General features: G+C 47.9%; 16 protein-coding genes. 8 read left to right on the forward strand and 8 right to left on the reverse strand.

What is annotated here, in order from left to right:
- The first annotated feature begins 10 nt into the window (after window positions 1-10).
- Window positions 11-382: a diacylglycerol kinase family protein gene (locus DW096_RS02895; protein ID WP_057253034.1), complete on the forward strand. Its 372-nt coding sequence runs from the start codon at window positions 11-13 to the stop codon at window positions 380-382.
- On the opposite strand, the gene DW096_RS02900 is transcribed toward DW096_RS02895, so the two are convergent.
- The 3 genes from DW096_RS02900 to DW096_RS02910 are packed head-to-tail and all read right to left on the reverse strand — an operon-like array spanning window position 358 to window position 2839.
- Entirely contained in the window at window positions 358-1335 is a 978-nt protein-coding gene (locus tag DW096_RS02900) for an MFS transporter (RefSeq protein WP_057281042.1), read from the reverse strand. The two genes, DW096_RS02895 and DW096_RS02900, sit on opposite strands and share 25 nt — an antisense overlap.
- Entirely contained in the window at window positions 1316-2137 is an 822-nt protein-coding gene (gene panB, locus DW096_RS02905) for a 3-methyl-2-oxobutanoate hydroxymethyltransferase (RefSeq protein ID WP_025832138.1), read from the reverse strand. The genes DW096_RS02900 and panB overlap by 20 nt, the downstream gene beginning before the upstream one ends.
- A 54-nt stretch (window positions 2138-2191) precedes the next feature.
- The gene (locus DW096_RS02910; RefSeq protein WP_005827705.1) at window positions 2192-2839 is read right to left on the reverse strand and encodes an HAD family phosphatase; all 648 of its coding nucleotides are present in this window, start codon (window positions 2837-2839) and stop codon (window positions 2192-2194) included.
- Window positions 2840-2957: 118 nt separating this feature from the next.
- Between DW096_RS02910 and DW096_RS02915 the strand changes: the two genes are divergently transcribed.
- Window positions 2958-4313, forward strand: coding sequence for an MATE family efflux transporter (locus DW096_RS02915; protein WP_118931218.1), 1356 nt, complete (start codon window positions 2958-2960; stop codon window positions 4311-4313).
- 151 nt (window positions 4314-4464) lie between these two features.
- Here the strand turns inward: DW096_RS02915 and DW096_RS02925 are convergent, their stop codons facing one another.
- Genes DW096_RS02925 through DW096_RS02940 form a run of 4 tightly spaced genes read right to left on the reverse strand, consistent with a single transcriptional unit; the run spans window position 4465 to window position 12137 of the window.
- Complete coding sequence (locus DW096_RS02925) at window positions 4465-6768, reverse strand: ABC transporter permease (protein WP_118931219.1); 2304 nt, start codon at window positions 6766-6768, stop codon at window positions 4465-4467.
- Between the two features lie 19 nt (window positions 6769-6787).
- Window positions 6788-9091, reverse strand: a complete 2304-nt coding sequence (locus tag DW096_RS02930; RefSeq protein WP_118931220.1) for an ABC transporter permease — start codon at window positions 9089-9091, stop codon at window positions 6788-6790.
- A 21-nt stretch (window positions 9092-9112) separates the two neighbouring features.
- Window positions 9113-9796: an ABC transporter ATP-binding protein gene (locus DW096_RS02935; RefSeq protein WP_008664472.1), complete on the reverse strand. Its 684-nt coding sequence runs from the start codon at window positions 9794-9796 to the stop codon at window positions 9113-9115.
- A gap of 25 nt (window positions 9797-9821) precedes the next feature.
- The gene (locus tag DW096_RS02940; RefSeq protein WP_118931221.1) at window positions 9822-12137 is read right to left on the reverse strand and encodes an FtsX-like permease family protein; all 2316 of its coding nucleotides are present in this window, start codon (window positions 12135-12137) and stop codon (window positions 9822-9824) included.
- A 284-nt stretch (window positions 12138-12421) separates the two neighbouring features.
- On the opposite strand from DW096_RS02940, the gene DW096_RS02945 reads away from it, so the two are divergent.
- The 6 genes from DW096_RS02945 (at window position 12422) to DW096_RS02970 (ending at window position 20183) form a co-directional block, all read left to right on the forward strand.
- Window positions 12422-13228: a metallophosphoesterase gene (locus DW096_RS02945; RefSeq protein ID WP_034529839.1), complete on the forward strand. Its 807-nt coding sequence runs from the start codon at window positions 12422-12424 to the stop codon at window positions 13226-13228.
- Entirely contained in the window at window positions 13203-13940 is a 738-nt protein-coding gene (locus DW096_RS02950) for a hypothetical protein (RefSeq protein WP_008664464.1), read from the forward strand. Before DW096_RS02945 ends, DW096_RS02950 begins: the two co-directional genes overlap by 26 nt.
- Before the next feature lie 246 nt (window positions 13941-14186).
- Window positions 14187-15557 (forward strand): sigma-54 dependent transcriptional regulator, encoded by a 1371-nt coding sequence (locus DW096_RS02955; protein ID WP_016273810.1) that lies wholly within the window; start codon window positions 14187-14189, stop codon window positions 15555-15557.
- Complete coding sequence (locus DW096_RS02960; protein ID WP_035448591.1) at window positions 15547-16854, forward strand: PAS domain-containing sensor histidine kinase; 1308 nt, start codon at window positions 15547-15549, stop codon at window positions 16852-16854. Before DW096_RS02955 ends, DW096_RS02960 begins: the two co-directional genes overlap by 11 nt.
- A 94-nt stretch (window positions 16855-16948) precedes the next feature.
- Window positions 16949-18400 (forward strand): potassium/proton antiporter, encoded by a 1452-nt coding sequence (locus DW096_RS02965; RefSeq protein ID WP_005827676.1) that lies wholly within the window; start codon window positions 16949-16951, stop codon window positions 18398-18400.
- 115 nt (window positions 18401-18515) lie between these two features.
- On the forward strand, window positions 18516-20183 hold the full coding sequence (locus DW096_RS02970; RefSeq protein WP_005837229.1) for a long-chain fatty acid--CoA ligase: 1668 nt from the start codon (window positions 18516-18518) through the stop codon (window positions 20181-20183).
- A 343-nt stretch (window positions 20184-20526) separates the two neighbouring features.
- Here the strand turns inward: DW096_RS02970 and DW096_RS02975 are convergent, their stop codons facing one another.
- On the reverse strand, window positions 20527-22680 hold the full coding sequence (locus DW096_RS02975) for a glycoside hydrolase family 97 protein (RefSeq protein ID WP_120028667.1): 2154 nt from the start codon (window positions 22678-22680) through the stop codon (window positions 20527-20529).
- Window positions 22681-22696: the final 16 nt, after the last annotated feature.

The raw sequence follows: 22696 nt of genomic DNA on the forward strand, positions 1-22696 counted from the left end.
ACTATAATCCATGAAGTATGACTTTAAAAAGCAGTTGCGCAGTTTCGGATATGCCTGGAAAGGTATCCGGTGTTGCATAGGAAAAGAACAGAACCTGAACTTCCATCTGATAGCTACGGCTGTGGTAGTCATTGCAGGATTCGTTTTAGGCATTACCCGCATGGAGTGGATGATAATCATTCTCTGCATCGGAGTGGTGATAGCAGCCGAACTGTTCAATACCGCCATTGAGAAGCTGGTCGACCTGGTGTCTCCCCAACAGCATCCCGTGGCAGGGCAAGTAAAAGACATAGCCGCCGGAGCAGTACTGGTATGTGCTGCAACGGCGGCCATTATAGGATTGATTGTATTTATCCCTTACCTCACCCGCTTCTTCTTATAATAAGGATAGGTCAGCAGTACAAAGAAAAATACGGCAAGCATAGCAGCAACAGACGCCACATGGTATATCTGCGCTTTGTCCATCAGGTGGCAAGCCACAGCCATGCCCACCAGCAGCCCTGCCTCCATGAACAAATGGCAAGTGGTGTTTGCCGTTCCACGCTGGCAATGGTGCGACAGCTTGACGAACATCTTCATGAACGGGACTGTAATGAACACCAATACAGCCAATGCCGCCAATGACCAGTAATCGCCCACAAACATCAGTGGCAGCAACGCTCCCGGTACAAAAGCAATCAACAGCATATTGATGGCAGGTACCCATGCACGCGGCAATAAGAAGCGGTCCATATTGCACAACGACACGCCTATCGGAGCACGGAAAGCCACATATACCCTCGATGCGAAAAATATGCTGGCCAGTCCGGCCGCTACGGACAGATAGGTCACCATACGGAAACCATACATCTTATACATTCCAATGCCCAACACAACACCCACCAGCATGCCCAAGCGTGCAGCCCATGCATATACCATGTTTCCTGCGCTGCGGCGCGCGGAAGTCGTTATGTCGATGGCCACCGTAATGCCCGCTGTGGTTGCCAGCCCGAAACATGCTCCCTGCACAGCGGCAAGCAGCAGAAATTTCGTATAACCATCCACAAAGGCATATCCCAGAACAGCCGCCAGCATAATGAGTGCGGAGTAAAGGAGCACGTGTTTCCTTTTATATTCATCGACCAGATAGGCATGGAAAGGACCGACAGCAAACATGGCCACCGCAAAGACCAGAAACATGCTGCCCGCCTGCCCGACGGAAACACCCAACTGCTCTCCCATCACAAAAGGAAGCAAAGGGAAAAGCATATAGACGGATATGAACAGCAACAGATTTGCCGTACACATCCGCCAAAAATTGAGTGTCATGAGTTTGTTAGTACTGTTCTTTCTCATTCGGGAAATCTAAATTCTTCACATCGGATACATAACGGCTGATGGCATCCGTCATCACTGTATGCAGGTCGGCATAGCGACGCAGGAAACGGGGACGAAAACCGTTATTCATACCCAGCATATCCTGAACCACCAACACCTGGCCGTCCACATCGCCACCGGCACCGATGCCTATAACGGGTATAGTCAGCTCGCTTGCCACGCGGGCAGCCAATGCGGCAGGAATCTTCTCCAATACCAGTCCGAAGCATCCGGCTTCTTCCAGCAAATGCGCATCGCGTACCAGTTTCTCGGCTTCGGCATCATCCTTGGCACGGACCGTATATGTTCCATACTTGTTGATGGATTGGGGCATCAGTCCGAGATGTCCCATGATGGGAATACCGGCGCTGAGGATACGCTTCACCGTACCGATGATTTCCTCGCCTCCCTCCAGTTTGAGGGCGTCGGCATGGCTTTCTTTCATAATACGGATAGCGGAAGCCAATCCCTCCAGTTCGTTGCCCTGATAAGAGCCGAAAGGCATGTCGACAATGACCATGGCACGCTTCACACCGCGAACCACGGATTTGCCATGATAAATCATCTGGTCGAGCGTGATGGGAAGCGTGGTGACATTGCCTGCCATTACATTGGAAGCGGAATCTCCCACCAGAATCACGTCTACCCCGGCACCGTCCACAATCTGCGCCATAGTATAGTCATATGATGTCAACATTGATATCTTTTCGCCTCTTTGCTTCATTTCAACAAGGCGATGTGTAGTCACTTTACGAGTGTCGTCTGAAATATAACCCATGATAGTATTTACAATTACTCAATTTAATTTTCGGCGCAAAGGTAATCCTTTTTCTGATTACTTGTGCAATTGAGTTAATTTATCGTAAGTGAATCCCTGAAAGTCATCCAGTACATAATGACACAACGGAGCTATGTCTTCACGGGAATTGGTGGTTGCCAACCCTATAACGGTAGCTCCTGAAGCCATGCCGGCTTTCAGCCCGTTGAAAGAATCCTCGAATACATATGTGGTGTCGGGAGTTGTGCCGAAAACCTCCATACCCAACAGAAAACAATCCGGTGCAGGCTTGGAAGCCGTAAACATCTCGGCCGTAAGGATACGGTCGAAAAGAGTCTTTATTTCGGGATGAACCCGATAGACAGCTGCCATCTTCGCTTCGTTGGAGCTGGTCACTACGGCAGTCTTCACCCCATTCCGGTGTAGGTCGGCAATGAAGTCAAGCACTCCGGGAATAAAGTCGAATGACATTTCCTGTTCAAAGCGGTTCAGCCGTTCGGTAATTTCGGCCTGTTCCTTCGCCATGCCCGGAAAAAAGGTATCATAAATATAGACCAGCGTCTGGCCCTTCACCCTGCCTTCAATATCATCCATACCCAAATACTGCTTTCCCATTTCATGCCAGAAGTGACTGTACTGTGTTTCCGTGTCTACCACCACGCCGTCAAAATCAAAAAGTACGGCGGTTGCTTTTGTTGTGTCCATAAACTTTCTTTTACCTAAATCTGTTAATACCAAAACATTATAGCGTACAAAGGTGGGAATAATCTGCGAATCAAACAAATATTTTATACCTTTGTGCTCCTTAATTGACTCATATCAAATGAACAACGCGCATATATTAGGAACCGAACGTATTGGCAAACTGCTTGTGCAGTACTCCATTCCGGCCATTATAGGCATGACGATTACTTCGTTGTACAACATCATCGACAGCATTTTCATCGGTCATGGCGTAGGTCCTATGGGCATTGCCGGACTCGCCATTACTTTCCCTCTGATGAATCTGGTCGTGGCTTTCTGTACGATGGTATCGGCAGGTGGCTCCACCATTTCGTCCATTCGGTTGGGACAGAAAGACCTGGACGGAGCAACGGAAGTATTGGGAAACACACTGATGTTCTGCCTGGTCAACGCATTCATATTCGGCAGTGTTTCATTCATCTTTCTGGATGATATTCTGCTCTTCTTCGGTGCCAGCAATGATACGTTGCCATATGCACGCGACTTTATGCAGGTAATATTACTGGGTACCCCCGTCACTTATACCATGATTGGCCTGAACAATATCATGCGTGCCACGGGATATCCCAAGAAAGCGATGCTCACGTCTATGGTAACGGTAGTCTGCAACATAATCCTCGCTCCCATTTTCATCTTCCAATTTGACTGGGGAATACGGGGAGCTGCAACGGCAACGGTCATCTCGCAGTTCATCGGCATGGTGTGGGTAGTGAGCCATTTCCTGCAAAAGACAAGTGTGGTACGTCTGCAACGGGGGTTCTGGAAGATGAAGAAACGCATCATCAGCAGTATATTATCCATCGGTATGTCACCGTTCCTGATGAACGTCACGGCATGTATCATTGTGATTATCGTAAACAACAGCCTCCAACAGTACGGAGGCGATATGGCCATCGGGGCATATGGCATTATCAACCGACTGCTGGTACTCTATGTAATGATTGTATTGGGGCTGACGATGGGAATGCAACCGATTGTAGGCTATAACTTCGGTGCGCAAAAGCACGACCGTGTGAAGGCTACCCTGCGCTTGACCATCATTGCCGGAGTATGTATCACCAGTACAGGCTTCCTTATCTGCGAATTGTTCCCCCATGCCATATCTGCCATCTTTACCAGTGATGAAGAGTTGATAGATATTGCTTCCAGAGGCGTACGCATTGCCGTAGCCATATTCCCGCTGGTAGGTGCACAGATTGTCATCGGCAATTTCTTCCAAAGCATCGGGAAAGCGAAAATCAGCATCTTCTTATCGCTGACACGCCAATTACTGTATCTGTTGCCGGGACTACTGATATTCCCGCATTACTTTGGGCTGGACGGCATCTGGATATGTATGCCGGTATCGGACTTCTTTGCTTTTGTAACGGCAGCGGTGGCATTGTGGATATATGTAAAAAGATTACCCACAGGAATTACCGAAAAAGCGAGGTGAAAGTGATTTATTCTACTGCAAATATTGCATTTTATGTTATAACAAACAAATTGTTCGAAAATATATCATTCATTCAGCCCAAACACATCATCTATTCGCCCCAAACAGATGGTCTGTCTACCCCAAACGCATGATGTATGTTGCGGCAACTTTATTCGCTCTTGATGCTCATTACCGGATTTTCATTGGCAATGCACCATGCCTTCAATACCACGGTAGCAACGATAAACAACAGCAACAGACAACCTACAAGAATATATCCGCCTATAGGGAATGGCACAACATCAGAGAACTGGCTCGCCCAAAGCTTTCCGGCCCGGCATGCTCCCCCAATACCTATGGCGACAGACGGAATGGCCAGCCAAAGCACATCTCTTGACAATAACAGCAAAATACTTTCCGTCTCCGCTCCATTCACTTTACGAATGGCAATCTCTTTTGAACGCAGGCGGATTTCATCATTCACATAGCCTATCAGTCCCATCAGAATGATAAAGAGTATGGTCAATGAAACCAGCAGGGTGACATCACGAAATACCCGTACAGACTCGGCATAACTGCGCATTTCCTGCTCCACCGAACGGAATACGAGGCTTTTCTGAGGATAAATCCGATGCATCTCTTCATTGAGGCGGGCGAGATTTTCATCCAATGGCTCTTTGAGGCGAACATGCAGGGTGGCAGCTGTCTTCCCCGTCCATTCCACCATCACCGGCAAATTATCGTTGGGCATATCGGCAAAACTAAAACTGTCAAACAGCCCGACAACAGTGCCATAATCATTCACCCGCTTGCCTACGGGGCTGTCTGTCCAATTCATCTTCTCACAAAAGACACTGTTGACAAGCAACTGACCTTCTCCCGTCAAGTTATGCCCCTCTTTCAGTCTCAGACCAATGAAAGGAAGAAAATCACTGTCGAACCAGGTATTGCGAGGATAGAAAAGCTCGTTACCCTGATTGTCAAGAATTGGCTGGTTAGAACCGAACCACAATATAGGGCGTTCTGCCGAAGCAACCCCTTCCACATAAGGCAAACTGCCGACAAGACTACGCAGGCTATTGCCATCCACTTCCCGCTGGGTGGTATATGCCACACGTTCAGGACGCCAACCACGGTCACGCGTCGTTACATAACTGTACTGTGAAACGACCATCAGCATCATCCCCAGAATGAATGCCGCTCCGATGAACTGAACAAAAAGCAGTACCCGTTTCCAGCCGCGGCGTCCGGAAGAGTAGCGGCGGAACACTTGTGTCACCGGAATACGAGCGAAAAGCATGGCAGGCAGGCAACCACCTAAAATAAACAGTAACAGTATCACCGACAATGGTGCCCAAAGATTCTGCCAGTCAAAAAGAGCACTGAGAGGTACAGCTGCCAATTCTTCCATTTTTTCGTGGAAAATATACACCAACAGTCCAATGAGCAGCAAGGCAAGCCCTACTACTATAGCAGTCTCTACCATGAACATGGAAAAGATGCTACTTCCCGAAGCACCGCTGCATTTGTGTACACCGATGGCCTTAGCACGCTGTGTCAGCGAAGCCACGGAAACGAGTACATAATTCAATGCGGTCGTAAAAAGCAGCACGATACCCAGGAAGAACATAATCCAAATCATCTTCCGTACTTGAGGAGTCTCGATATGCAGATTATGGATAGGGACAATACGTACGCTCAATTCTAAACCACTTTCCGGTGGAATATGACGGGCAATAGCTATGGACATACGCTTATTCAGCCAATCAGCATCCTGCGGGCTGCGCAGCCTGAGATAACCGTCGTAGTTTCCACCGCTTTGCCAACCTAGGTTCCACTTCAGATGCCGCCCTATAGTAGGAAAGGAAATGATTGCCTCTGGACGCCTCTCCAAAGAAGTGTTCAACGGAATATCGGCAAAGATACCCTTCACGAGCAGTGTAGTCTGATATCCCCCAAAATCATAACGCAGTGTTTTCCCTATCGGATTTTCGTCACCGAAGGCCTCCTTTGCTGACTTGGCAGAAAGGAATACGACATCCGGACCCGCCAAATCCTGTGGATTGCCTTCTATCATCTCCAAACCGAGTACAGAAAAATAAAGTGTATCTGCCATCACCGTGGACATATCTAATTGGCGCTCACCCAACTGGAAACTATTATCAAAAAGAGAACAGCTCACTGTGCTACTTTCCACTTGTTCCGGAAACTCTTCGGCAATGGCAGCCGGAATCGGAATGATGGTAAAGCGACTTTCGTTACCTTCCAACACTCCATTTTTCAACCAACCCGTCTTCACAATATAAAGGTTATCCGAATCATGATAAAAGTTATCAAAACTCAACTCGAATGCAATCCGTGCAAATAGAAATACAGACATCAGCAGTCCCAATGCCAAAGATACAATCTTAATGGCATTGGAACCTTGCTTGTGCAACAAGCTTTGTAATGTATAATAAATGTGCCGCCTCATAATTTCCTGAAGTTATTCTTTATTCACTCTTAATACTGTCTACCGGATTCTCATTGGCAATCCGCCATGCCTTGAATACTACACAACCGATGATGAGCAATAGTACAATGCATGCAATAAGCAAGAATCCGCAGATACCAAAATCCACTCCCTCCACAAACTGCTCTATCCAGACACCGCCTATATACCAGGCTCCCAGCCCTCCAAGAAAAACGGCCGGCAAGGATATCCAGAATATATCCTTCGAGAAAAGCCGGAGAATGGATGACGCTTCCGCACCATTCACCTTGCGGATGGCAATTTCCTTGCTGCGGCGTTGTATCTCGTCATTGATGTAGCCAATCAACCCCATTAACGTAACAAAAAGGATGGTTATGGCAGCCAGTAAAGCTGCATTACGGAAATCCGTGACGGTACTGTTCTGGTCGTCAATGACCTTTTGGAACGAGGAAAATACAATGTCACGGGTGGGAAACAGCTTCTCCATGTCTTCGTTCAAACGCTTGAGGTTATCGTCAAAAGGCTCTTTCAGACGTAATTGGATGTTTCCGGAAAATCGGTCAAGATAAGTTGCATACATAGGTTGCACCGCCACATAAGCGGCATTGGATGTGGCAAAGTCTTTCAGTACACCTACAATATTGCCCGCTATGCGATCGCCGTTGCGCACTTGCCTGCCTATCGGTTTATCTTCCCAATGCATCATTTTCAAAAATGTTTCATTGACCAATATCTGCCCAGGAGCATCCATATTCTTGCCTTCCGCAAATTCCAACTTCATAAACGGGGCATAGTCCTTGCCAAATTCCACCCAACGCATGCTCATCCACTGCCCGTTATCAGTCGTAACCCCTTCTCCACTCAATCCGTCTGTAAGAAGATTACCGCTACAAGCTCCATCTTCCACATAAGGCAAAGAAAGCATCACACTACGATTTGCATCGCTTTCCGCATCCGAGTCAAAGGATACGCCCGAAGCATAAGCCACCCGGTGGTAATCGAATCCACGTTCTTTATTGGTGATGTAATGGCTCTGCATAAGCACCAGCCCCAACAAGCCGAAAATAAAAGAGGTACCGGCAAACTGCACAAACAAGAGCGGACGTTTCCAGCCTTTCTTGCCTTCGGTGTACCAGCGGAAAACCTGCGTCACCGGAATGCGGGCAAAAAGCTGCCCGGGCAACATGCCGCCTATCATAAACAAAATGACTATCACTGAAAGCGGTGCCCAAATGTTTTCCCAAGAGAAAAGACCGGCAAGACTAACGTCGAGCATGTCCTCCAACGGCTCACGGAAATTAAATAGAAGCAGCGCTACGAGCAGCAAGGAAGAAAGCATGATGACTCCGGTCTCCCATAAGAACATACCGAAAATAGTTCCCGTATTTGCCCCACTACATTTATGTACGCCTATAGCTTTGGCACGACGGTTCATGGCTGAGATGGAAATAAGCACATAATTCATCGCCACAATAAAAAGTATGGCGGTTCCCAGCGTCAACAGAATCCATACCATACGCATGGTACTGATACCAAATTCCATACGGTAGTCCTTTATCGGAACCAGACTGATAAACACATCATCGCTCTTGCGCACCTGCTCGGCAAGTTTCTCTATTCGGGTGTTCACATCGTCCAATTGCACCCCCGGGCGCAGACGGACAAAGGACATATAGCTGTCTCCACCTCCCCACCCCCAGTATCCCCAATGATGCTTGAAGGAGGTAGCCAGAGACATCACGACACCACTTCCATAGAAACTGGAGTTTTCGGGAAAATCTTCAAAAATGCCCTTCACGGTCATTGGCATCTGTTTGTTATAGACCACCGTCTGCCCGATGGGATTCTTATCGGCAAACATGCTGCCGGCCAGCTCCCTGCTGATGAAGACCACCTCCGGATTATTCAGCTCGCGAGGGTCTCCACTGACAACATCAATGCCCATAGTGGCAAAGAAACAAGAATCGGCCGTCATGGCATTGGTCTGGAAACGGCGTTCATTGGCAAACCAAGCCGAATTGCTCCACCATTGCTGGGTGACGGTAACACTCTCCACCTCGTCAGGCAGGTTTTCGGCAATGGTACCAGCCACCGGTCCAAGAGTTATATGCGAAGGATGATACTCGTTGTTGTAATACCATACTGTTTTGACAAGACACAAACGTTCATGGTCCTTGTAGCAGGTATCATAATTGAGCTCGAATGCCTGACGGGAAAAAATGAGGATACTGACTGCCAACCCCAGTCCCAAGGAAATAATCTTGATGAGGTTGGAGCCTTTTCCTCGTATCAGTGTCTGAAGAGTGTAATATAGTTGTCTCATGGAAGTTGTTTTAAAAGTCTGTTACAAATCCTGCGCTGCCACACTTGCCACCACACTACCGTCGAAAAGATGTATCGTGCGGTGTGCAAACGAGGCGTCGTGCTGGCTGTGGGTCACCATAATAATCGTAGTACCCTCTTTATTCAGTTCTGTCAACAGATTCATCACCTCAGCTCCGTTCTTGGAGTCCAAGTTACCGGTAGGCTCATCGGCGAGTATCAGCTTGGGATTGGTTACGACCGCACGGGCTATCGCCACACGCTGCTGCTGACCGCCGGAAAGCTGTTGCGGGAAGTGTTTGGCACGGTGGCTGATGTTCATCCGCTTCAGAATATCCTCTACCATGCGTTTGCGCTCACTTGCCTTCACGCCGAGGTACGTAAGGGGAAGTTCCACATTCTCGTAGACGTTCAGTTCGTCTATCAGGTTGAAGCTCTGGAACACGAATCCCAGCTTGCCCTTGCGCACACGGGTACGTTCCTTTTCCTTCAAGTCCGCTACTTCCTGACCGAGCAGCTTGTAACTGCCCTCCGTAGGATTGTCCAGCAGCCCGAGGATGTTCAGCAAGGTGGACTTGCCGCAACCTGACGGTCCCATAATGGCTACAAACTCCCCCTCCTTTACATCGAGGCTGACGTGGTTCAATGCTACTGTCTCTACTTCCGAAGTACGGAATACTTTGCTGATGTTGTTAATTTCAATCATGATATTCTATGTATTAATATTATTATCATTCGCTCTTAATGCTGTTTACCGGGTTCTCGTTCGCTATCCGCCAGGACTTCCAAAGTACGCAGGCTACGATAATCACCAAATTGGCCATCACTACCAGTACGTATACTGCCCAACTGACGGGAATACGCTCCGCGAACTGTTCCATCCACATTCCGTTGACATACCATGCCAATACCGTACCGATGACAACTGCCGGAGCTGCCACAACGAGTATATCCCTTGACAACATTTCCAAGATGCCAGAAGCCTCTGCGCCGTTCACTTTGCGGATGGCAATCTCCTTGCTGCGGCGGCGCACCTCATCGGTGGTATACCCAATCAGCCCCATCAGCATGATGAAGAACATGGTCACTGCCGCCATCAAAGTGGCATTGCGGAATACACGGACAGAATTATAGCTGTTCTCTATCCTTTTCTCATAACCGGTAAAGTCAATAGTCTGGTCATGGAAAGCCTCGGCTACATCGTGGTTCAACTTCTGCAGATTTTCGGTAAAGGGTTCTTTCAAACGGACATGTACCGTTCCATAAAAATTCTTGTTTCCCCGGGCTATGAAAGGCATCTTCTCGGTTCTGAAACTCTCTATCTGGAAATCCTTCAACTGCCCTACGACCTTGAATGTATTCCCTTCGGTATATACCGTACGGCCCACGACGTCGTCTCCCCAACGCATCATCTCGGCAAAGGTCTCGTTCACCACGACTTCCTCTTTATCGCGCGCCATACGTCCCGTCTTCATAGTCATGCCCATCAAAGCAGGAAAGTCCTCGCGCATGAAATAAGAAGAACGACAAGAGAACAGTGCCTGCCCGCTCTCACTATGAATCATCGAACCGCTATATCCGCTAATGGGCGTGCTGTTGGCGCTGGACACCGCTTCCACGTAGGGCAATCCCTTGAAGAACTGATAAGCCGCATCACGCGTCGCTTCATTATCCCAGTAGGCATTGCCTATGGCTATCTGCTTGGGATTATACCCCATATCCTTTTTCAGTACATACTGGTATTGCGACATCACCACACACATCAATCCACTAATGAATGCCACGCCTGCAAACTGGACAAACAGCAACGGACGCTTCCAGCCCTTCTTCCCCTCGGTATAGCGGCGGAACACCTGCGATACGGGAATACGCGCAAAGAGCCGGCCCGGCAATACGCCTCCCACTATAAACAGCAGAAGCACTACCGACAACGGTACCCAGATACGCTCCGGAGCCAACAAGGTGGAGAGCTTTACAACGACCGTGTCTTCCACAAAATCGCGGAAGTTGAGCATTATCAACGCCATCAGCAGCAATGCCGCCACAATGATGATACCCGTTTCCAGCAAAAACATGCTGAAAACCGTGCCACCGCTCGCACCGCTGCATTTATGTACGCCTACCGACTTGGCGCGGTAGCTCAAAGAGGAAATGGAAATCAGCACATAGTTCAACGCCGCAATGAAAAGAATGGCAAAACCAAGAATGCTCATAATGACACGCATCCGCTGCACATCATCATAATTGCGGTATGTATCACGGATGGGCTGCACAAAAGCCGTGTAACCGTACTCTTTCTTATCTTCTGCCGGGCGATATTTGTCTATCATGGCATCAATACGCGCATTGACAACAGATTTGTCGGCACCGGGACGGAAACGGATAAACTCTACCCAACTGTCTCCCCCGCTCCACGAGTAGTTATTCCAGTTGCGGCTCCACAAGGTAGGCATCGAGATAACCGCTTCCGGATTGATTGTGGCGTTCTCAGGCAAATTGGCATAGATTCCCTTCACCGTCAGGTCAAACTGATGGTCATAATTAAGCGTTTTCCCTATAGGATTCTCCTCACCGAACACTTTCCTTGCAAAGCGTTCACTCAAGAAAATAATATCCTTCTGCACCAAGTCCTTTTCGGGATTGCCGTTCAGGACGTCGATGCCCATAGTACGAAAGAACAGCGAATCGGCTGCAATCTTCCTGTCATCAAGACGCACGCTTCCATTGTAAAGAGGAGCAGATACCATAGACGTGCTCAAACTTACTGCCGACTCCACCTCTTTGGGGAAGTTCTCCAAAATGGCCCCTGCCACGGGACCGCAATTCCACTCTTGAGGCTCAAACTTCTCTCCTTTCACCGAGAATATCGACCATACCTGATACAAGTTATCATAATCCTTAAAGCAAGTGTCAAAACTCTGTTCATATGCCACGCGGGAGAAAAGCAGAATACTCATCGTCAATCCCAATCCCAAAGAAATGACCTTGATGATATTCGAACCGCGTCCCCGCAGTAAAGTCTGAATTGCATAATAGATTTGTTTCATTCCGTTTATCGTTTATTAGATTTATTTTCTTGCTTTTCATATTGCAGAAAGCGTGCCAAAGAATACACAAACCTGATTATCAGCGCATATCGTATTTCAGAAGAAGACAAAGGTGTCTAATTTTTAGACACTCCCGTCTAAAAATTAGACAGAGGCCGAATCTCTGTTCAGCCTCATAGAACAAAAAAAAGGAAAATTAGAAAAGAATCCATAAGAATGAAAACTTTACCTTTGCCCACAGTTTTCTAAAGATAGAGTATAAACGTAAAATGAAGCACCTGCACATGAAATTCCCCAAACTCTTATATCCTTCATTCCTATGCCTGCTTATAGCCGGCTGCGACATGATAGATTATCACCCTTACGATGTACACATCAGCGGTGAAACCGATGTCAATGCCCACAACATTGCCCAAATAGAGCAGAACTGCCAGAACAAGACAACAATCCGGTTCGTAACAATGGGTGATTCCCAGCGCTGGTATGACGAGACCGACGACTTTGTAAGCCACCTCAACAAGCGGGACGACATAGATTTCGTCATTCATGGCGGAGACGTCAGTGACTTCGGTGTAACAGACGAGTTCCTTTGGCAACGGGACATTATGAACAAACTCAAGATACCCTATGTGGTACTTCTCGGCAACCACGACTGTCTGGGCACGGGCGAAGAGACTTATCGCGTAATATTCGGAGACCCCAATTTCTCCTTCATTGCAGGACGGGTAAAGTTTGTCTGCCTGAATACCAACGCCATCGAATTTGACTACTCCCGCCCCATTCCCGACTTCGAGTTTCTTGCCGCACAGATACGCGACCATGAAGAGGAATTCGATAAAACCGTTGTGTCCATGCATATACGCCCGTTCTGCAACGAGTTCAACAATAATGTGGCACACGTATTCCAGCGTTACATCAAGGAATTTCCCGGACTGCAGTTCTGTACATCCGCACACGAACACCATCGCTTCGAGAAAGACCTCTTTGAAGATGGGATAATGTATTACATGAGCGACTGCATGAAGAACCGCAATTACTATATATTCACCATAACCCCCGACGGATATGAACGCGAAGTGGCATATTATTAATCACCTGGCATGCGCCGTCGTCTTCTTGTCGGTATGCTCTTTTTCTGCTTTTTCACAAGAGAGAGATACCATCTTCATCATAGAACACGATACCGTATGGATGGACCTGCAACCGGATGCCGTCATTGAAAGCCAGACCAGAGAGAACCGTTATGACCGCCGCGTACACCGCTACCGCAGGCATTGGGAGGCCTTGATTCCGACGCACACCAAAATTCAGTTTGCCGGCAATATGGGGTTGCTGTCATTCGGTACCGGATGGGATTACGGCAGAAGAAACCAATGGGAAACAGACGTATTCTTCGGAGTATTGCCCAAATATGACTCCAAACGTACCAAGCTGACATTCACCGTCAAGCAGAACTACCTTCCCTGGAGCCTGCAAATAAAACAGAGCCGTTTTTCTGTAGAACCGCTGGCTTGCGGTATGTATCTGAACACGGTATTCGGCGATGAATTCTGGGTCAATGAACCGGAACGCTACCCTAAAGGATATTATGGTTTCTCCTCCAAGGTACGCATCCATGTATTCTTAGGACAGCGCATCACTTACGACATCGACCCGCAACGACGGTTCACGGCCAAGGAAATCACTTTCTTCTATGAAATAAGTACATGTGACCTATATGTAGTCAGCGCTTTCACCAACAAATATCTGAAACCCAAGGATTATCTGAGCTTGTCGTTTGGCATCAAACTGCAACTGCTATAAGTTCTTTTTTCAGTACCGCCATGAACTCTTACTGAAGTTGCTACAAACTAATTTCTGTTTTACTTAAATCTATTCGTCCCACAATCGTTATATTATCGTCCGACAGCTGTTGAATTATCGTCCGATAACTGTTGGACGATAATTCAACAGCTGTCGGACGATTAATTCTTAGTAAGCAAAAATATAGAATAAAGCATATAATACAGATAAATCATTAACTTTGCCTGCAGAAAACAGAAATAGTTTATGGCAAAAAAAAACGGAAACATCCTGATTGTCGATGATAACCGAGGCGTACTTACCGCCTTGCAGCTTTTGTTAAAGCCATATTTTGAAGGGATAATCACACTTCCCTCTCCCGTAACCCTGCCCAGCGTATTGCGAGAAAGGTCATGGCAAGTGGTTCTTCTTGACATGAACTTCACCTCGGGCATCAATACCGGCAACGAGGGACTATACTGGCTCCATGAAATAAAGAAGCAATGTCCCACCCTGCCCGTAGTGCTGTTCACCGCTTATGCCGACATTGACCTTGCCGTACGGGGAATCAAGGAAGGAGCCACAGACTTCGTCGTGAAACCCTGGAACAACCAGAAACTGGTGGAAACCTTGCTGAATGCCGTATCGGCTTCTGAAACAAAATCTCCGGCCAACGGCCCAAATGCCAGGCGTACGGCAGAAAGCAGCCACCCGTTTGCGGATACCCGCAACATGTATTGGGGAAACAGCCCAGCCATGCAGCAGCTCCGCCTTTTGGTGGAAAAAGTGGCCTCTACCGATGCCAATATCCTTATTACGGGCGAGAACGGTACCGGTAAAGAGATGCTGGCACGCGAAATTCACTCCCTTTCACCGCGCAACCGGCAGGAGATGGTAAGTGTGGATATGGGTGCAGTCACCGAAAGCCTTTTCGAAAGCGAACTGTTCGGCCACGTAAAAGGCTCTTTCACCGATGCCCATGCCGACCGTGCCGGCAAGTTCGAAGCAGCCAGCCGCAGCACCCTCTTTCTCGATGAAATAGGCAATCTCCCCTACCATCTGCAAGCCAAACTGCTGACCGCCATCCAACGCCGCAGCATTGTCCGTGTAGGCAGCAACACTCCCATTCCCGTAGACATACGGCTGATTTGCGCCACAAACCGCAATCTGCCCGAGATGGTGGCAAAAGGCGAATTCCGCGAGGACTTGCTGTACCGCATCAATACGATACACCTCGAGATACCCTCGTTGCGCGAGCGGCCCGAAGACATCATCCCCCTTGCAGAACTTTTCATCGCCCGCTTCTGCAAGCAATATGACAAGCCCCCCGTCAAGCTGACGGACGGCGCCTGCGAGAAGCTTACGCTCCACCCCTGGTACGGCAATATCCGCGAACTGGAACATGCCATCGAAAAAGCCATTATCATCTGTGACAACGAAACCCTTCCTGCAGAACTGTTCCAACTGGCACGGCGAACCGGCACTCCCGAAGCAGCCGCATCCACGCTCGAAGAAATGGAAATGCAGATGATACGGAAGACGCTCGACAAATGTAGCGGAAATCTCTCTGCCGTCGCCGCACAACTGGGTATCACCCGCCAGACGTTGTACAACAAAATGAAGAAGTATGGCCTTTAATTATTCATTCCGCGTTGCCGTCAGTCTGGCAGTAGCACTCCTTGCAGGGGTGATGTGGACTGTAGACGTATTTTGGGGCGCGCTCTGTACCGCGCTGCTTCCCATAGCCTTGTACTGGCAGCAGAAGTTATACCGCCATCATGTGCGGAAGGTGCTTTTCATGCTCGACGCCATCGAAAACAACGACAATGCCATCCACTTCTCCGAAACGGAAAACACTGCCGACGCACGACTCGTGAACCGTGCATTGAACCGGGTTGCCCATATACTTTATAATGTGAAAAGTGAAACAGCCCAGCAAGAAAAATACTACGAACTCATCCTGGACTGCGTGAATACCGGTATCCTTGTCCTGAACGACAATGGTGCCGTATATCAGAAAAACAGCGAAGCCCTCCGTTTGCTGGGCCTCAATGTCTTTACCCACGTCAGCCAGCTGAACCGCGTGGATCCGCGTCTTTCGTCCCTTCTTGCCAATTGCCGCCCGGGAGACAAATTGCAAATGCCTTTCAACAACGAGCGAGGCACTGTCAACATGTCTGTCCGCGTCAGCGACATCACAGTCCGTAAAGAACATCTGCGCATCCTCGCCTTGAACGACATCAACAACGAGCTGGATGAAAAGGAAATAGATTCCTGGATCAGGCTTACCCGCGTACTGACGCACGAAATAATGAACGCCGTCACTCCCATAACCTCCCTGAGCGATACACTGCTGGGACTGACCGAGGCACAAGCCTCCAAAGAAGAAATCAGAAACGGCCTGCAGACTATCAGCAGTACAGGCAAGGGCCTGCTCTCTTTTGTGGAATCATACCGGAAATTCACCCGTATTCCCACCCCCGAACCATCCTTGTTCTACGTAAAAAGCTTTATCGAGCGGATGGTCGAACTCGCCCGTCACCAGCACCCCGATGTCCGGGTCACCTTTCATACGGACATCGCGCCAAGCGACCTTATTCTATATGCCGATGAGAACCTGGTATCACAAGTGGTCATCAACCTACTGAAAAATGCCATACAAGCCATCGAATCGGATAAAAATACAGATAAAGAAGGACATATCAACATACGTGCCTACTGCAACGAAGCGGAAGCCATACTGATAGAAATTTCCAACAACGGACCTGCCATTCCCAATGACATTGCCGAACACATATTTATCCCCTTCTTTACGACCAAAGAGGGTGGAAGCGGTATTGGATTGAGTATTTCCCGGCAAATAATGAGGCTTTCCGGCGGAAATTTATCCTTATTGCCTGGTAAAGAAACCACCTTTATTTTAAAATTCAATTGAACTATTTTAGATTTGTATTTGTTAAACACATTGCATATCTTTGTACTATTAGACATAAGAAACATCACATTTCAAACTATATAGCATAGAATTTATGATATTTACAGCAGGAAACATACTACTTATAGGTTCCATATTACTTTTCGTCAGCATCATTGTCGGCAAGACCGGCTACCGTTTCGGAGTGCCTGCGTTATTGCTTTTCCTTGTCGTCGGTATGCTGTTCGGCAGTGACGGATTGGGATTGCAGTTCCACAACGCCAAGGAAGCACAGTTCATCGGCATGGTTGCACTCAGCATCATTCTGTTCTCCGGTGGCATGGACACCAAGTTTACGGAGATAAAGCCCATATTGACTCCCGGCATTGTTTTGTCAACTGCAGGAGTGCTGCTCACGGCCCTCTTTACCGGATTATTTATCTGGTGGCTGTCCGGCATGAGCTGGACCAACATCCACCTGCCGTTGATAACCTCCCTTTTGCTTGCATCCACCATGTCATCTACCGACTCAGCCTCTGTATTCGCCATTCTGCGTTCACAAAAAATGAACCTGAAGCATAATCTGCGCCCCATGCTGGAACTGGAAAGCGGTAGTAACGACCCGATGGCATATATGCTGACAATCGTGCTGATTCAATTCATCCAGTCCTCCGGAATGGGAGTTCCCCAGATATTGGGCTCTTTTGCCATACAGTTCATTGTCGGTGCCGCAACCGGTTATTTCCTCGGAAAGCTGGCCATCCTTATGCTGAACCGGCTGAATATAGACAACCAGGCACTCTATCCTATCCTGTTGCTGTCCTTTGTATTCTTCACCTTCTCCATCACCGACCTGCTGAAAGGCAACGGTTACCTGGCCGTGTATATCGCCGGAATGATGGTAGGCAATAACAAAATCATGCACCGGAAAGAGATTTATACTTTTATGGACGGACTGACCTGGCTTTTCCAAATCATCATGTTCCTCTGCCTCGGTCTGCTTGTCAACCCCCATGAGATGCTGGAAGTTGCAGTCGTGGCATTGCTCATCGGCGTCTTCATGATTGTCGTGGGACGTCCTCTCAGTGTTTTTCTCTGCCTGCTGCCTTTTGGCAAGAGAATCACCCTCAAGTCACGGCTATTCGTATCGTGGGTAGGATTACGTGGCGCAGTACCCATTATCTTTGCCACCTATCCCGTGGTGGCTAATGTGCCCGGCGCCCATGTCATCTTCAACATCGTATTTTTCATAACCATCGTCTCACTGGTCATCCAGGGTACCACAGTCTCCTGGGTAGCCCGGCTGCTTGGCCTCTCCACCCCGCTGGAAAAGACCGGAAATGATTTCGGAGTTGAACTGCCCGAAGAGATTGACTCCAACTTGCACGACATGACCATTACACAAGAAATGCTGGAGCAGGCAGACACCCTGAAAGACATGAACCTGCCCAAAGGCACACTGGTGATGATTGTAAAACGTGGCGATGAGTACCTCATTCCGAACGGGACATTAAAACTTCATGCCGGTGACAAGCTGCTTCTTATTTCGGAAAATAGCAAGGAATAAGAATTACAGATAAGTTTCTATCCGTTCCAGGGCAAGAAAAAAGTGGAAACTATTTGCTTTGCATCACTATAAGACCTATCTTTGCGCAGTTTTAACTAAAGTGTGCAACAGCTGAATGGAACAAGAACAAGGGTTCATCGATTATATAGAACAAAGCATTATTAAAAACTGGGATCGCAACGCCCTGACAGACTACAAAGGAATTACACTGCAATACAAAGATGTAGCACGGAAAATAGCCAAATTCCATATCGTATTGGAAAGCGCCGGCATCAGGCCCGGTGACAAGATTGCCGTTTGCGGACGTAACAGTGCACACTGGGCAGTCGCTTTTCTGGCGACGGTTACCTATGGAGCTGTCATCGTTCCCATTCTGCATGAGTTCAAAGCCGACAATATCCACAACATCGTCAACCATTCCGAAGCCAAGCTGCTGTTTGTCGGCGACCGGGCATGGGAAAACCTCAATGAAGAGGCAATGCCCCTGCTGATGGGTATCGTACTGCTGACGGACTTCACTCCGGTGGTTTGCCGCAACGAGCAGCTGATGGAGGCTTTCGAACATCGCAACGTCCTCTATGGCACACGTTTCCCCAAGAATTTCCGCCCCGAGCATATCAGTTACCGCAAGGAGGAATCCCCCGAAGAACTGGCTGTCATCAACTATACTTCGGGCACGACGGGATATTCCAAAGGGGTCATGCTTCCCTATCGCAGCCTTTGGTCCAATGTTGCATATTGCCATGAGATGCTTCCTGTACGTCCGGGCGACCATATTGTATCCATGTTGCCTCTGGGACATGTATTTGGTATGGTGTACGATTTTCTATACGGTTTTTCCGCAGGCGCCCATCTGTATTTCCTTACCCGTATGCCGTCTCCCAAGATTATTGCACAGTCATTCTCCGAAATCAGGCCACGGATCATTTCGTGTGTACCGCTTATCGTAGAAAAGATTATCAAGAAGGATATCCTGCCCCGGATAGACAATAAAATAGGCAAGCTGCTATTGCGGATGCCCATTGTCAACGATAAAATCAAGGCTGACATGCGCAAAAAGGCAATGGAAGTATTCGGCAGTAATTTCGATGAAATAATCATCGGAGGAGCACCGTTCAATGCCGAAGTGGAACGCTTCCTGAAGCAGATAGGCTTCCCCTATACCATTGCATACGGAATGACGGAATGCGGCCCCATCATTTGTTCCAGCCGCTGGGAAACATTGAAACTGGCCTCTTGTGGCAAGGCAACCACCCGCATGGAAGTAAAGATAGACTCTCCCGACCCTCAGAACGTGGCAGGAGAAATAATCTGTAAAGGTGCCAATCTGATGCTGGGCTATTACAAAAATGCCGAAGCGACTTCCCAAATCATCGATGTAAACGGCTGGCTGCACACCGGTGATCTTGCAACGATGGATACCGAAGGATATGTCACTGTCCGCGGACGCAGTAAGAACATGTTGCTCACAGCCAGTGGCCAGAACATCTATCCCGAAGAGATTGAAAGCAAACTGAACAACATGCCCTATGTGTCCGAATCACTGATCGTATTGCAGAACGACAAGCTCGTGGCTCTTATCTATCCGGATTTTGACGATGCATTCGCCCATGGTATGGAACAATCGGACATCGAAAAGGTTATGGAGGACAATCGGAATGAATTGAATCTGCAATTACCGGCCTACTGCCAGATAACAAAAGTCAAGATACACTTCGAGGAGTTCGAGAAAACGGCAAAGAAGAGTATTAAAAGATTTATGTATCAGGAAGTAAAAGGGTAAGGGGAATGTGTCAAAACCTTCTTTAACGCTTTATTTTAGGCGCGGATGACGCAGATTTCACGGATTTAGTTTATTGAATCCGCATTATTCCGCGCAATCCGCGCCTAATATTATAACATTATAAAAGTCTTCATGTGCTTTTGACACATTCGCATCCTTTTTGTTAACAAAAATAGAAGCAAAGGAATAAACGGCTAATAAGTGTTATAAAACATACTTTTTTAGTTGGATAATTTGCAGATTTATCAAAAGTCCGTATCTTTGCAATGTGTTTTTCATAGTATTAGATTTAAGGTTAACAAAGGTTGGAGTACAGCGGTACTCCTTTTTTTATGCCCGTAAATCAGATATTCCCGGAAAGCCTCTTCAGTCCCTTCAATACAGATTTATCTTTCACCTCCATGATGCTGATGGCATAGCCACCACCGGAAGCAGCTTTCAGTTTCAAGACCGTTTTGGGAGAAACGATACCTTTACGGATAACATAAGCTTGCGGATTTGTTTTATAATCGGCATCTTTTGCATCGGCATAGACGGTTGCAATATACTGCTTGTCTGCATCCAGGAAGTCCAGTTTCAGAGTTGAAGCATGTCCGTGCTCACTGCTGGTGCAACCGATAAACCAGTCATTCGTACCTTTTGCCTTACGGGCAACAGTGATGTAACGTCCCGGCTCAGCTTCCAGATAGCGGCTGTCGTCCCAATCCACAGCCACATCTTTGATGAACTGGAAAGCATCCATGAAACGCTCATAATTCTCAGGAAGGTCGGCAGCCATTTGTAGAGGGCTGTACATAGTGACATAAAGTGCCAGCTGACGCGCCAAGGTAGTATTGGCATGCGTATGGCTGTTCGGATTCAACTTATTGATGTCCATTTCAAAGATACCGGGCGTATAGTCCATCGGACCACCCTGCAAACGGGTAAACGGAAGTACCGTTGTGTGGAAGGGCTTGTTACCGGCAAAAGCCTCGTACTCCGTGCCTCGGGCAGATTCATTGCCTATCAGATTGGGATAGGTACGGCATAAACCGGTCGGACGTACCGCTTCATGGGCATTGACCATTATCTTGTGTTTGGCAGCTTCGGTCACGGCGTATAGGTAATGGTTGTTCATCCATTGTCCATAGTGATGCTCGCCACGGGGAATCATATTGCCTACGTAGCCACTCTTTACCGAATTATATCCATATTTATTCATCAGACGGTAGGCAGCTTCCATGTGCCGCTCATAGTTACGGACGGAAGCCGATGTTTCATGGTGCATCATCAGACGGACACCCTTGGAATGAGCATATTCATTCAGATACTTGATGTCAAAATCGGGATAAGGAGTCACGAAATCGAAAACATAATCCTTGGAATTACCGAACCAGTCTTCCCAACCCGTATTCCAACCCTCCACCAATACCTGGTCAAAACCGTGTTCGGCAGCAAAGTCTATGTACTTCTTCACATTAGCCGTGTTGGCCGGATGAATGCCGTTCGGTTTCACCTTGGAATAGTCCGTATCATCCAGTTTCACAGAAGGGAGGTCAAAAGTATATGCCCAGGGCTTTCCCCCTGCAATCATTTCCCACCATACGCCGACATATTTCACCGGCTTAATCCAGGAGGTATCATCATACTTACAAGGCTCATTCAGATTGAGAATCAAATTGGAGGCCAGTATCTCGCGGGCATCATCACTGACTATGACCGTACGCCAGGGAGTATGGCAGGGAGACTGCATATACCCTTTATTTCCTTGAGCATCCGGAGTCAGCCAGGATTCAAAAACGAGGTTCTTGTCATCCAGGTTGAGATGCATGCAAGAGTAGTCCACCAAGGCTGCCTCGTGCAGGTTAAGGTACACTCCATCAGCTGTTTTAAGCTGTATGGAAGTCTGGACACCTGTCGGCGAAAAGACAGTTTGTGACGCATTGTCACTCACAGCTCCCTGCAGCAGTCCACGGATTTCAGAGAGTTTGGACTCCGTGTAATCATATTCCTGGGTATCATAATCTCCCGGAATCCACCAGGCAGTATGGTCGCCGGTCATGGCAAACCGGGAATGCTCTTCCTTTATCACAAAATAAACCAGATTCTTCTGTTGCGGAAACTCATAACGGAATCCCACGCCGTCATCATATACCCGAAAACGGATATTCATAAAACGAGTGGTAGACGGTTGTTCAAGTTCTACCAGCAATTCGTTGTAGTGGTTGCGGATATCTTTTGTTTCCCCCCACACCGGTTGCCAGGTTTCATCGAAAGTGGAAGTAGAAGTCTTTACTACTTTGAAACCATCCATCAGGCTGGTAGCTCCTTTCAGTTCCAATCCCAACGTACTGGGATTGATGACGGGAGTCCCTTTATAATCCACCTGATAGGCTAGTCTCCCGTCTTTTGTCAGTTCAAAATCCAGCTTCACCATGCCCGAAGGGGATGAAATGCCTTCAGCATTCCCCGCCAGGGCAGAAAAAAGCAAAGCTGCGCTAAGTACAAATTTCTTCATAATAATGATATGTTTT

Source organism: Bacteroides sp. AM07-18 (assembly GCF_003602695.1).
Taxonomy (GTDB): domain Bacteria; phylum Bacteroidota; class Bacteroidia; order Bacteroidales; family Bacteroidaceae; genus Bacteroides; species Bacteroides uniformis.

Coding starts and splice junctions, on each gene's coding strand:
- DW096_RS02965 (WP_005827676.1), top strand. CDS start 16,949: ATGATATTTACAGCAGGAAACATACTACTTATAGGTTCCATATTACTT.
- DW096_RS02910 (WP_005827705.1), bottom strand. CDS start 2,839: ATGGACACAACAAAAGCAACCGCCGTACTTTTTGATTTTGACGGCGTG.
- DW096_RS02945 (WP_034529839.1), top strand. CDS start 12,422: ATGAAATTCCCCAAACTCTTATATCCTTCATTCCTATGCCTGCTTATA.
- DW096_RS02915 (WP_118931218.1), top strand. CDS start 2,958: ATGAACAACGCGCATATATTAGGAACCGAACGTATTGGCAAACTGCTT.
- DW096_RS02900 (WP_057281042.1), bottom strand. CDS start 1,335: ATGAGAAAGAACAGTACTAACAAACTCATGACACTCAATTTTTGGCGG.
- DW096_RS02925 (WP_118931219.1), bottom strand. CDS start 6,768: ATGAGGCGGCACATTTATTATACATTACAAAGCTTGTTGCACAAGCAA.
- DW096_RS02975 (WP_120028667.1), bottom strand. CDS start 22,680: ATGAAGAAATTTGTACTTAGCGCAGCTTTGCTTTTTTCTGCCCTGGCG.
- DW096_RS02950 (WP_008664464.1), top strand. CDS start 13,203: ATGAACGCGAAGTGGCATATTATTAATCACCTGGCATGCGCCGTCGTC.
- DW096_RS02940 (WP_118931221.1), bottom strand. CDS start 12,137: ATGAAACAAATCTATTATGCAATTCAGACTTTACTGCGGGGACGCGGT.
- DW096_RS02935 (WP_008664472.1), bottom strand. CDS start 9,796: ATGATTGAAATTAACAACATCAGCAAAGTATTCCGTACTTCGGAAGTA.
- DW096_RS02930 (WP_118931220.1), bottom strand. CDS start 9,091: ATGAGACAACTATATTACACTCTTCAGACACTGATACGAGGAAAAGGC.
- DW096_RS02970 (WP_005837229.1), top strand. CDS start 18,516: ATGGAACAAGAACAAGGGTTCATCGATTATATAGAACAAAGCATTATT.
- DW096_RS02895 (WP_057253034.1), top strand. CDS start 11: ATGAAGTATGACTTTAAAAAGCAGTTGCGCAGTTTCGGATATGCCTGG.
- DW096_RS02960 (WP_035448591.1), top strand. CDS start 15,547: ATGGCCTTTAATTATTCATTCCGCGTTGCCGTCAGTCTGGCAGTAGCA.
- DW096_RS02955 (WP_016273810.1), top strand. CDS start 14,187: ATGGCAAAAAAAAACGGAAACATCCTGATTGTCGATGATAACCGAGGC.